9 protein-coding genes are annotated in these 11,626 nt (G+C 36.1%); 8 read left to right on the forward strand and 1 reads right to left on the reverse strand.

Going from position 1 to position 11,626, the window contains the following annotated elements; translation table 11 throughout:
* Positions 1-42 precede the first annotated feature (42 nt).
* The 3 genes from L6469_RS02120 to L6469_RS02130 all read left to right on the forward strand — a co-directional run bounded on the left by L6469_RS02120 (position 43) and on the right by L6469_RS02130 (position 2,936).
* A complete protein-coding gene (locus tag L6469_RS02120; RefSeq protein ID WP_006282373.1) occupies positions 43-987 on the forward strand; it encodes a DMT family transporter in 945 nt (314 codons plus the stop codon).
* A gap of 150 nt (positions 988-1,137) precedes the next feature.
* Positions 1,138-2,025, forward strand: a complete 888-nt coding sequence (dapA, locus tag L6469_RS02125) for a 4-hydroxy-tetrahydrodipicolinate synthase (protein ID WP_006282372.1) — start codon at positions 1,138-1,140, stop codon at positions 2,023-2,025.
* A 20-nt stretch (positions 2,026-2,045) separates the two neighbouring features.
* Positions 2,046-2,936, forward strand: coding sequence for an AraC family transcriptional regulator (locus L6469_RS02130; protein ID WP_006282371.1), 891 nt, complete (start codon positions 2,046-2,048; stop codon positions 2,934-2,936).
* Positions 2,937-3,053: 117 nt separating this feature from the next.
* Here L6469_RS02130 and L6469_RS02135 read toward each other — a convergent pair whose 3' ends face one another.
* Positions 3,054-4,094 (reverse strand): asparaginase, encoded by a 1,041-nt coding sequence (locus L6469_RS02135; RefSeq protein ID WP_006282370.1) that lies wholly within the window; start codon positions 4,092-4,094, stop codon positions 3,054-3,056.
* A gap of 187 nt (positions 4,095-4,281) precedes the next feature.
* Between L6469_RS02135 and uxaC the strand changes: the two genes are divergently transcribed.
* The 5 genes from uxaC (at position 4,282) to carA (ending at position 11,595) form a co-directional block, all read left to right on the forward strand.
* On the forward strand, positions 4,282-5,685 hold the full coding sequence (uxaC, locus tag L6469_RS02140) for a glucuronate isomerase (RefSeq protein ID WP_006282369.1): 1,404 nt from the start codon (positions 4,282-4,284) through the stop codon (positions 5,683-5,685).
* 188 nt (positions 5,686-5,873) lie between these two features.
* On the forward strand, positions 5,874-6,680 hold the full coding sequence (locus L6469_RS02145) for a polysaccharide biosynthesis/export family protein (protein WP_027453455.1): 807 nt from the start codon (positions 5,874-5,876) through the stop codon (positions 6,678-6,680).
* Positions 6,681-6,690: 10 nt separating this feature from the next.
* Complete coding sequence (gene glmS / locus L6469_RS02150) at positions 6,691-8,541, forward strand: glutamine--fructose-6-phosphate transaminase (isomerizing) (RefSeq protein WP_027453456.1); 1,851 nt, start codon at positions 6,691-6,693, stop codon at positions 8,539-8,541.
* 64 nt (positions 8,542-8,605) lie between these two features.
* The gene (locus tag L6469_RS02155; RefSeq protein ID WP_006282366.1) at positions 8,606-10,492 is read left to right on the forward strand and encodes an amidophosphoribosyltransferase; all 1,887 of its coding nucleotides are present in this window, start codon (positions 8,606-8,608) and stop codon (positions 10,490-10,492) included.
* 23 nt (positions 10,493-10,515) lie between these two features.
* On the forward strand, positions 10,516-11,595 hold the full coding sequence (carA, locus tag L6469_RS02160; protein ID WP_006282365.1) for a glutamine-hydrolyzing carbamoyl-phosphate synthase small subunit: 1,080 nt from the start codon (positions 10,516-10,518) through the stop codon (positions 11,593-11,595).
* Positions 11,596-11,626: the final 31 nt, after the last annotated feature.

The raw sequence follows: 11,626 nt of genomic DNA on the forward strand, positions 1-11,626 counted from the left end.
GGTAACCTCAGAGTAGGTTTGCATAATAGATAATTTTTAATCATGTGGTTATTATTAGCTTTTCTCTCAGCCACATTGCTGGGATTTTATGATGCCTTCAAAAAGAAGGCTTTGCAGGGTAATGCTGTGATCACCGTGCTTTTTCTTAACACGTTGTTCTCAACTTTAATTTTTATGCCTTTTATAGGTATGTCTTATTTTAGTAGCTTTCTTGATGGTAGCATCTTTCATGTGGCTACAGGCAGTCTGTCAGATCACTTCTATATAGTTTTGAAGAGTATTATCGTGCTTACAAGTTGGATATTAGGCTATTTCGGCATGAAGCATGTGCCACTAACGATTTATGGGCCAATCAATGCTACTCGTCCAGTTATGGTTTTGGTGGGGGCTTTGTTGATTTTTCAGGAACAACTGAATATATGGCAGTGGATAGGTGTTTTTTTAGCAGTAGCTTCTTTTTTCATGCTGAGTAGAAGTAGTAAAAAAGAAGGAATAGACTTTAAACATAATGTTTGGATTTTTTGTATTGTCTTGTCTGCTATAGTAGGTGCTATTAGTGGTTTATATGATAAATATCTTATGGCTAGCCCAGAAAATGGAGGAGTCGGTCTTGATAAGATGATGGTTCAGAGTTGGTATAATTTTTACCAAATGCTGATGATGGGAGTAGTTTTACTAATAGCCGTTTTTCGTCCATTTGCTCGTTTTAGAGGTGGAAAACCACTTTTCCCTCAAACTAAATTTCATTGGAATTGGTGTATTGTATTTATTTCAATATTTTTAAGTGCTGCAGATTTTGTCTATTTCTATGCGTTAAGCCTTGATGGTGCTATGATTTCGATTGTATCGATGGTTAGGCGTGGTAGTGTAGTTGTTAGTTTCTTATTTGGAGCGTGGTTATTCCATGAAAAGAACTTGAAATCTAAGATTATAGACTTGGCTCTTGTATTGTTGGGAATGCTATTCCTTTACATAGGTAGCCATTAATCAAATAGATTGTTGATAGAAGCGAAATTATTCATAATTTAAACAAAAAACGATTATAAACGTTTGTTTTGAAAGAAAATATTTAATTTCTTTTGCGAATTGATATAATTGTTGTATTTTTGCAAGCGATTTTGTAATAGGAACTATAATATGGGACAGAACATTTTCAAAGGGTTAGGAATAGCCCTTGTTACACCCTTTAATGAAGACGGGTCGGTAGATTACCAATCTCTGAGAAGCCTAGTAGAGTACCAAATCGAAAATGGTGCAGATTTTCTTTGTATCCTTGCTACAACAGGTGAGGCTCCTTGTTTAACAAGTGAGGAAAAAGATAAAATTACAGAGGTAATAAAACAGGTTGATAATGGTAGAATCCCTATCCTTAAGTATTGTGGTGGAAATAATACTGCTGCTGTGGTTGAGGAAATAAAAAACAGCGACTGGAGTGGCATTGATGGTATTTTAAGTATATGTCCATATTACAATAAACCATCTCAAGAAGGTCTTTATCAGCATTTTAAAGCTATTGCAGAAGTTAGTCCACTTCCTATAGTTATGTATAACGTTCCAGGTCGCACAGGAGTGAATATGAAGCCTGAAACTACGGTTCGTTTGGCAAAAGACTTTTCTAACATTATAGCTATTAAAGAAGCTAGTGGAAGTCTAGAGCAGGTTGATGAGATAATCAAGAATAAACCTGATACTTTTGATGTTATTAGTGGTGACGATGCATTGACATTCTCTATGGTAGCAAGTGGTGCTGTTGGTGTAATATCTGTAATTGGAAATGCTGTACCGAAACCTTTTTCTAAAATGATACGTCTTGAGTTTAAAGGTGAATATGAGCCTGCTCGAAGAATTCATCATATGTTTACCGAACTCTATAGTTTGTTGTTCGTTGAGGGTAATCCTGCAGGTGTTAAAGCCCTTCTTAACGACATGGGGCTAATTAAGAATGAATTGAGATTGCCTCTTGTTCCAACAACGATTACAACGAAACAAAAAATGCACGATATATTAAAGGCATTGCCTTTTTAAAAAATATTTAATTATCGCGTATGGATGATAAACAACATCGCGTAATACATGAAGTAACTCCACTTGTGGGAAGTGATATTCTTTATATCGCAGATCGTCACAAGATGGAGTTTACTTATCCTATACATAATCATGAAGTTTTTGAACTCAATTTTGTAGCTAATGCTTCAGGAATGCGTCGTATAGTTGGTGATTCTCAAGAAGTTATAGGAGATTATGACTTGGTTTTGATTACGTCACCAAAATTAGAACATGTTTGGGAGTTGTATCACTGTAAAAGTGAGGATATTCGTGAAATAACTATACAATTTGATCTAGATTTTGAAACAGATTCGTTATTGAATAGAAATCCATATAAGAGTATAAGGCTAATGATGGAGAAAGCAAAAAGAGGATTGTGCTTTCCGTTGTCTGCTATTGTTGGTGTTTATTCTTTGTTAGATAAAATAAGTTCAATAAAAGATGGTTTTTATTCTGTTAATCAGTTCCTTACAATATTGTATGAACTTTCTAAGTGTGATACAGCGCGAATGCTTTCTTCTTCAAGTGATGCTAAAGTAGCAATGGAGACAGATAGTTGTATCATTATGACGATAAAAGACTATATTGCTAATCATTATACAGAAGATCTTCGCCTCGCATTGCTTGCAGATATGGCTGGTATGGCACCTAGTGCTTTTTCTAGATTTTTTAAAGCACATACAGGTACTACACTAAGCGATTATATTATTGATATGCGGTTAAGCAAGAGCTCTCGACTACTATTGGATACGAATAAGAGTGTGAATGAAATTTGCACAGAATGTGGCTTTAATAATTTGAGTAATTTTAATCGTATATTTAAGAAGAAAAAAAATTGTAGCCCTAGTGAATTTAGGGAAAACTATCATAAAACAAGGGTTATTATTTAGCAATTTTGATGTATTGATAAATATTTAAAATGCTTTTACAATACTTGATGACATTATGTAGTTGTCAAGCATTGTAAAAGCATTATAATTATAAGTATATTGTTAGATAATTTGTTTTTAAAGAGTTATTTCGCCAGCGAGTGCTCTTGACATACATGTGCGGATAATATGTGGATCGTTAAATCTAGCTTGTAGGTGCATGAGTTTGGTTACAGCTGCTTCGACAGTGCTATCATACCCACTAATTACACCAGCTTCTTTTAGCTGATATCCAGTTTCATATCTATTCATCTCTACCGCGCCCTCAGAGCATTGGCTAATATTCATAATAATGATACCTCGCGAGGTTGCTTTCTTAAGCATTTTTATCAGCCATTCACTTTGAGGTGCGTTTCCGCTTCCGAAACTTCTCATGACAATAGCTCTGATATCGCCTGCTTCAAGAATGGGATGGAAAATTTTTTCTTGTATACCAGGGAATAGGGAGAAAACGATGACATTCGGATCCATGGAAATATGAGGTATCATATTCTTGCTATAATCAGGCTTGAGCATAATATTTTCATTGTAGTGTATGTTCACACCCGCCTCACCTAAATGTCCAAAGTTATAGGTTTCAAATGCACTAAAACCTTCAGCATTGAATTTTGTAGATCTGTTGCCACGAAGAAGTCGTCCGTTAAAGTAGATACAAACTTCAGGAACAATAGGAGTGCCATCCTCATGATGAGCAGAAGCTATTTCTATGCTTGTTAGTACATTTTCTCGTCCGTCAGTGCGAAGTTGTCCCATTGGCAACTGGCTCCCTGTTAATATGACTGGTTTTGTAAGATTTTCAAGCATGAATGAAAGTGCAGATGCGGTATAGGCCATTGTGTCGGTACCATGCAAAATGACAAATCCATCATAATCATTATATTTCTCGGAGATTATTCTTACGATTTGTGCCCAAACACGTGGATTCATGTCAGAAGAATCTATAGGAGATGTAAACTGATAAACGTCAATTTCGGTATCTACTGAAGAAATTTCAGGCATAGCTTTTACTAAATGTTTAAAATCTAGTGGCTCTAAAGCGCCTGTAAGAGGATTTTTTCCCATACCTATTGTGCCACCTGTATAAATAAGTAGTACCTTGTCGTTTCTCGTTAAATTCATAATTTATCACATATATAAATAATACCAGACATATTTGCCAGAAGAATAATCTACGTTATCGTTTTCGTAGAAAATCTTTGCAAAGATAGTTAAAATCCGTACATATACCAAAAAAAATCAGTATATTTGCCCATAATAACTTAAAGGCTAACAGAATTATTAAACTCTTAAAACAAAAAGATAAGAAATGAAACAATTTATGGATGAAAATTTCCTGCTTGATACTAAAACAGCGCAGGATCTTTTCCACAATCATGCGGCTAAGATGCCTATTATCGACTATCACTGTCATCTTGTACCACAGATGGTAGCTGAGGATTACAAATTTAATAGCATTACAGAACTTTGGCTTGGCGGTGATCACTATAAGTGGCGTGCTATGCGTTCTAATGGTGTTTCTGAAGATTATTGTACAGGCAAAAATACTTCAGACTGGGAAAAATTTGAAAAATGGGCTGAAACCGTTCCATATACTTTCCGTAACCCACTTTATCACTGGACTCACCTTGAGTTGAAAACTGCTTTTGGTATTGATAAATTGTTGAGCCCAGCTACTGCTCGTGAAATCTTTGACGAGTGTAATGAAAAATTAAAATTACCAGAGTTTAGTGCACGTGGCTTGATGCGTCACTATCATGTAGAGTGCGTATGTACAACTGATGATCCTGTAGATGACCTTCGTTGGCATAAGATGACACGTGAGAGTGGTTTCGAAATTAAGATGATTCCTGCTTGGCGTCCAGATAAGGCTATGAATATTGAAAAGCCTGAATTTGCAGCATACATGAAGACCTTGTCTGAAGTTAGTGGTATTGATGTTAATAGCTTTAAGTCAATGGTAGATGCTCTTCAGAAGCGTCATGACTTCTTTGCTGAAAATGGTTGTAAACTGAGCGATCATGGTATCGAGGAGTTCTATGATGAGCCTTATACAGATTCTCAGATAGAAACAATTTTCGAAAAGGCTCTTCGTGGTCAGCAACTTTCTGTATTGGAAATACGTCAGTACAAACATGCGTTCTTGAAAGTTTGTGGTGAGATGGATTATGATGCAGGTTGGACACAGCAGTATCACTATGGTGCTATTCGTGATAATAACACATTAATGTATAACAAGCTTGGTGCTGATACCGGTTTCGATTCTATTGGTGAGTTTACTACTGCTGCAGCTATGAGTCATTTCCTCAATGAATTGAATATGGAAGGTAAGTTGACACGTACCATTCTTTATACTTTGAATCCATGTGCTAATGAAGTTATTGCAACTATGCTTGGTAACTTCCAGGATGGTTCAGAGCCTGGTAAGATTCAGTTTGGTTCTGGTTGGTGGTTTAATGATCAACTTGATGGTATGACCCGTCAGATTAATTCTTTGTCAGTTCTTGGTTTGTTGAGTCGTTTCGTAGGTATGTTGACAGACTCTCGCTCATTCTTGAGCTATCCTCGTCATGAGTACTTCCGTCGTCTTCTTTGTAACATTCTTGGTAATGATGTAGAGAATGGTCTACTTCCTAATGATAAAGAGTCTCTTGCTCGTATGGTAGAGGACATCTCTTACAACAATGCACGTAGATACTTTAAGTTCTATTAATATAGAGCTGTAAAAGTAATAGAGGAGCAGGGTAATATTTATCCTGCTCTTTTTTTGACGTCTTGTAAAGGATAAGTTTTATTTGCTTTCATTTATCGTATATAGAAGAATATTTTCAATAAAAAGATTTGTTTTTTTAAAAAAATAGCAGTACTTTTGCAGAGATTATAATGATTTATCTTTGAGGTATGAAAAAACAGGTAAGTTTCTTCGTGGCTATGTTCACTTTGCTGCTTTTTTTGAACAGTTGTTCAATGAGTAGACAAGTAGCTTATTTTCAAAATGCCGACGAAATTAGTCTTGCCGCATCAAAGATGCTTTATGATGCAAAAATTATGCCTAAGGATCAGTTGACTATTACGGTAATAACTTCAGATCCACTTGCATCAGCTCCATTTAATCTTTCTGTTTCTAATACTGTTGGTACAAGTGGCCAACTTGGTGAATCGGGTGGTAGTGGCTTTTTGCAAGCTTATCTGGTGGATAATAATGGAAATATTAATTTTCCTGTTGTTGGTAGAATTCATGTAGCAGGTCTTACTAAGACCCAATGTGAGGATTTGATTAAAATAAAAGTTGCTCCATATTTGGCATCTTCAGAAAAACCGATTGTTACAGTCAGAATGGCCAGCTATCGTGTAACTCTAATCGGTGAGGTAAGTCGGCCCGGTGTAATACCTGTTACAACAGAGAAGATGAGTGTTATTGAAGCTATCGCTTCTGCGGGTGATCTTACAATATATGGTAAGCGAAATAATATAATGCTTATTCGAGAAGATGTTAATGGTGAGAAGAGTATTCATCGTTTGAATTTAAATGATGCAAATTTGATTAATTCTCCTTATTTTTATCTTCAGCAAAATGATATTTTATATGTTGAACCGAATAAGGTGAAGGCAAGAAGTTCTAGTATAGGAAGTACAACATCTATCTGGTTTTCGGTAGTAGGAATTGTGACTTCGTTATCTTCATTATTAGTTAATATATTTAGATAAAATAGAGTATATGTGCGGAATCGTTGGATATTTAGGAAATCGTGAAGCCTATCCTGTTCTTATAAAGGGTCTGAAACGCTTAGAATATCGAGGCTATGATTCGGCTGGTGTAGCATTGATTAATTCAAATGACGATCTTAATGTCTATAAGACAAAAGGAAAAGTTGATGATTTAGAAAATTTTTGCAGCGATAAGGATATAACAGGTAAAGTTGGTATAGCTCATACAAGATGGGCTACTCATGGAGAACCTTCTTCAACGAATGCACATCCTCATTATTCAGAATCAAAAAAATTAGCTATAATTCATAATGGAATTATAGAGAATTATGCTGAGATTAAGAAAAATCTTATAGCTGAGGGGGTTGAATTTCGTTCAGAAACTGATACTGAAGTCTTAATACAATTGATAGAGTTTATTGAGATAAAAAAGAATCTGGATCTTCTTTCTGCCGTTCAAGTTGCTTTGAAGCAAGTTATTGGTGCTTATGCAATTGCTATTCTAGACAAGAATAATCCCCATCAAATTATAGCAGCACGTAAACAGTCTCCTCTTGTTGTAGGCATAGGAAAGGATAATCAAGAATTCTTTTTAGGTTCTGATGCTAGTCCTATAGTAGAATTTACGGATCAAGTTGTATATTTGGAGGATGGTAATATTGCGGTTTTACGTTTGGGAGAGCCTTTAAAGGTTGTTGATATTCACAATGTAGATTTAAATCCCGAGGTAAAAACAGTAGATATAGCGTTAGGGCAAATCGAAAAAGGTGGTTTCCCTCACTTTATGTTAAAAGAAATATTTGAACAGCCAGAATGCCTTACTAACTGTTTGCGTGGACGAATTAGCCTAGATAAGCAACAAGTTACGTTAAGTGCTATAATCGATTATAAAAAACAGTTGCTTAGTGCCAAACGAATAATTATAGTTGCTTGTGGTACAAGTTGGCACGCTGCTTTGATAGGTAAACAGATGATAGAAACCTATTGTCGTATACCTGTAGAAGTAGAATATGCATCAGAATTTAGATATCGTAATCCAGTTGTGACTTCCGACGATGTTGTTATTGCAATATCGCAAAGTGGGGAAACTGCTGATACTCTTGCGGCTGTAAAGTTGGCAAAAGAAAAAGGAGCTTTTATTTATGGTGTATGTAATGCCATAGGTTCTAGTATTCCTAGGGCTACGGATACAGGTACCTATATACATGTAGGTCCAGAAATAGGAGTAGCATCAACAAAAGCATTCACAGGACAGGTTACGGTGTTGACATTGTTGGCACTTTGTATAGCTCGTGAAAAGAATACTATCTGTGATGAAGATTATAAATGTATAATAAAAGGTTTATGTGAAATACCTGATAAGATCAGAGAAGTTCTTCAGGAAAATGATAGAATTGCAGAATTGAGTCAGACATTCACCTATGCTCGCAACTTTCTCTATTTAGGACGTGGTTTTAGTTATCCTGTTGCTCTTGAGGGGGCATTAAAGTTAAAGGAAATCAGCTATATTCATGCTGAGGGCTATCCAGCCGCAGAGATGAAGCATGGTCCTATTGCCTTGATAGATTCAGATATGCCCTGTGTTGTTATTGCAACTCATAATGAGATGTATGAGAAAATACTCTCTAACATTCAAGAAGTTAAGGCAAGAAAAGGCAGAGTTATAGCATTGGTTACAAAGGGCGATGATACTATATCCAAAATTGCAGATGAGGTTATAGAATTACCAGAAACTTTGGAATGCTTAGAGCCATTAATTGCTACTATCCCTCTGCAGTTGTTGGCTTATCACGTAGCAGTTTGTAAAGGTAAGAATGTGGATCAACCAAGAAATTTAGCGAAGTCTGTTACCGTAGAGTAGCAGGCTCCGTCTGTATATATACGTAATAGAACAAGATTATATTAATAAAATAGGAATTTTAGAAGTGGAACCATTACATGAAGATTGTGGCGTAGCTTTGATAAGACTACTTAAGCCTCTTGAGTATTATCAACAAAAATATGGCACTTGGATGTACGGTCTGAATAAGCTCTATCTGATGATGGAGAAACAGCATAACCGTGGTCAAGAAGGTGCTGGTATGGCATGCGTTAAATTAAACTCAGAACCAGGTAAGGAATATATGTTCCGTGAAAGGGCTATGGGTAGTAATGCGATTACTGAAATTTTTGGTAATCTCAAGGATAACTATAAAGATGTAACTCCAGAGCAGTTGGCAGATGCTTCTTTTGCAAAGGAAAATCTTCCTTTTGCAGGAGAAGTTTTTATGGGGCATCTTAGATATTCTACTACTGGAAAAAGCGGTATTCAATATACTCATCCTTTCTTGAGAAGAAATAATTGGCGTGCAAAAAATCTTTGTTTTTGTGGAAATTTCAATATGACCAATGTTGATGAAATTTTCGATCAGCTTACAGAACAGGGTCAGTGTCCTCGTATTTATAGTGATACATATATATTGTTAGAATTGATGGGGCATAGGCTAGACCGAGAAGTTGAGCGAAATTTTGTTGATGCCAAAAGTAAGGGCTTAGAAAAGACAGCAATTACTAGTTATATCGAAGATCATGTAGATATGAGCAATGTCCTCAAAACAACGATGAAAGATTTTGATGGAGGATATGTAGTATGTGGTCTTACTGGTTCTGGTGAGATGTTTGCTATGCGTGATCCATGGGGTATTCGCCCGGCTTTCTATTACAAGAATGATGAGATTATTGTTTTGGCAAGTGAGCGTCCTGTGCTGCAGACAACCTTTGACTTGGAATGTGATGAAATTTTGGAATTGGAGCCTGGTACTTCTTTGATGGTCAATAAAAAGGGAGAATGCTCTATTCAGAAAATATTAGAGCCTAAAGAAAAGCAGGCTTGTTCTTTTGAACGAATATATTTTAGTCGAGGTTCTGATACAGATATTTATAAAGAGCGTAAGAAGTTGGGAGAACAACTTACTGAGCCAATTCTGAAAGCTGTGAATTATGATACTAAGCATACTGTATTCTCATATATACCTAATACGGCGGAAGTTGCTTACTATGGTATGCTCGACGGTTTTAAAGAGTATTTGAACAGGAAGAAGCTAGAAGCTATAGAATCACTTGATCATCAGCCAACGCATCAAGAATTAGAGCAGATTCTTGGAGAATTTGTTCGTTCGGAGAAAGTGGCATGGAAAGATATTAAGTTACGTACTTTCATTTCTGAAGGTGAATCAAGAAACGATTTGGCTAGTCATGTATATGATGTATCTTATGGCTCAATAGAACCATATACTGATAACTTAGTTATTATTGATGACAGTATTGTCCGTGGTACGACTTTAAAAGAAAGTATTCTACGTATTTTGGATCGTTTACATCCAAAGAAAATGATAATGGTAAGTTCTGCACCTCAAATAAGATATCCTGACTATTATGGTATAGATATGCCTCATTTGGAAGAATTTTGTGTATTCCGTGCTGCTATTGAATTATTAAAAGATAATCATATGCAGTATGTAATTGAAAATGTTTATCATGATTGTCAAAATGAGCTTAAAAAGCCAAAGGAAGAGATGCAAAATGCTGTCCGTGGTATCTATAAACCATTTACAATAGAGCAGATTAATGAGAAGATTGTTGAAATGCTTAGACCTGATGGCGTAACAACCCCTATAGAATTAGTATTTCAGAGTATAGAAGGACTTCATTCTGCGATACCAAATCATAAGGGAGATTGGTACTTTACGGGTAAATACCCAACTCCTGGAGGTACTAAAAATTGCAATTTAGCTTTTGTCAACTACGTTGAGAAAGTCTACCAAAACGAATAAAATTTAGAATTTAAACGAGATAAATGAAAAACGTAACTTTAGTCTTATCAGACGGTACAAAATTCCACGGCAAGAGCTTTGGTTATGATGCTCCTGTTGCCGGAGAGGTTGTATTTAACACCGCAATGATGGGTTATCCTGAGAGTTTGACGGATCCTTCATATGCTGGCCAGTTGATGACACTTACATTCCCATTGGTAGGTAATTATGGAGTACCAGAGTTCTCTTTTGAGAAAAATGGTCTTCCTACATTTATGGAGAGTGACAAAATTTACGCTTCAGCTCTTATTGTTAGTGATTATAGTCAGAACTATAGTCATTGGAATGCAGCAGAGAGTCTTAGCGAATGGTTGAAACGTGAGCATGTTCCAGGTATTACTGGTATTGATACACGTGAGCTGACAAAGGTGCTTCGTGAGCATGGTGTGATGATGGGTAAGATTATTTTTGATGATGATCCTGATAATATCCCAGATGCACAGTATGAAGGTGTAAATTTTGTAGATCAGGTGAGTTGCAAAGAAATCATAAGATACAATGAAGGTGCCGGTAAAAAGGTAGTTCTTGTAGATTGTGGTGTAAAGGCTAATATTATACGTTGTCTTATTAATAGAGGTGTAGAAGTAATTCGTGTTCCTTGGAATTATGACTATACTGATATGGATTTTGATGGCTTATTCTTGGCTAATGGACCTGGTGATCCTGATATGTGTAATGATGCGGTCGAAATCATTCGTAAGCAGATGAGTGCTAGTCGCAAACCTATCTGTGGTATTTGTATGGGTAATCAATTATTGGCAAAAGCTGGTGGCGCAACCATCTATAAGTTGAAATATGGCCATCGTAGTCATAATCAGCCTGTTCGTCTTGTTGGTACAAATAATTGTTATATTACGACGCAAAACCATGGTTATGCTGTAGATGCAAAGACTCTTGGTGCTGATTGGGAAGAATTATTTGTTAACATGAATGATGGCTCTAATGAGGGTGTTCGACATAAGACAAATCCTTGGTTTAGTAGTCAGTTCCATCCAGAAGCTTGTGCTGGTCCGATTGATACAGAATTTATGTTTGACAAGTTTGTGGACGAGTTGGGAAAGTAATCCCTTGGTAATGTGTTAGTGAATTTTTTAA

Source organism: Segatella baroniae B14, assembly GCF_022024235.1.
Classification (GTDB): Bacteria; Bacteroidota; Bacteroidia; order Bacteroidales; family Bacteroidaceae; genus Prevotella; species Prevotella bryantii.

Coding starts and splice junctions, on each gene's coding strand:
- L6469_RS02120 (WP_006282373.1), top strand. CDS start 43: ATGTGGTTATTATTAGCTTTTCTCTCAGCCACATTGCTGGGATTTTAT.
- L6469_RS02130 (WP_006282371.1), top strand. CDS start 2,046: ATGGATGATAAACAACATCGCGTAATACATGAAGTAACTCCACTTGTG.
- uxaC (WP_006282369.1), top strand. CDS start 4,282: ATGAAACAATTTATGGATGAAAATTTCCTGCTTGATACTAAAACAGCG.
- glmS (WP_027453456.1), top strand. CDS start 6,691: ATGTGCGGAATCGTTGGATATTTAGGAAATCGTGAAGCCTATCCTGTT.
- L6469_RS02135 (WP_006282370.1), bottom strand. CDS start 4,094: ATGAATTTAACGAGAAACGACAAGGTACTACTTATTTATACAGGTGGC.
- dapA (WP_006282372.1), top strand. CDS start 1,138: ATGGGACAGAACATTTTCAAAGGGTTAGGAATAGCCCTTGTTACACCC.
- carA (WP_006282365.1), top strand. CDS start 10,516: ATGAAAAACGTAACTTTAGTCTTATCAGACGGTACAAAATTCCACGGC.
- L6469_RS02145 (WP_027453455.1), top strand. CDS start 5,874: ATGAAAAAACAGGTAAGTTTCTTCGTGGCTATGTTCACTTTGCTGCTT.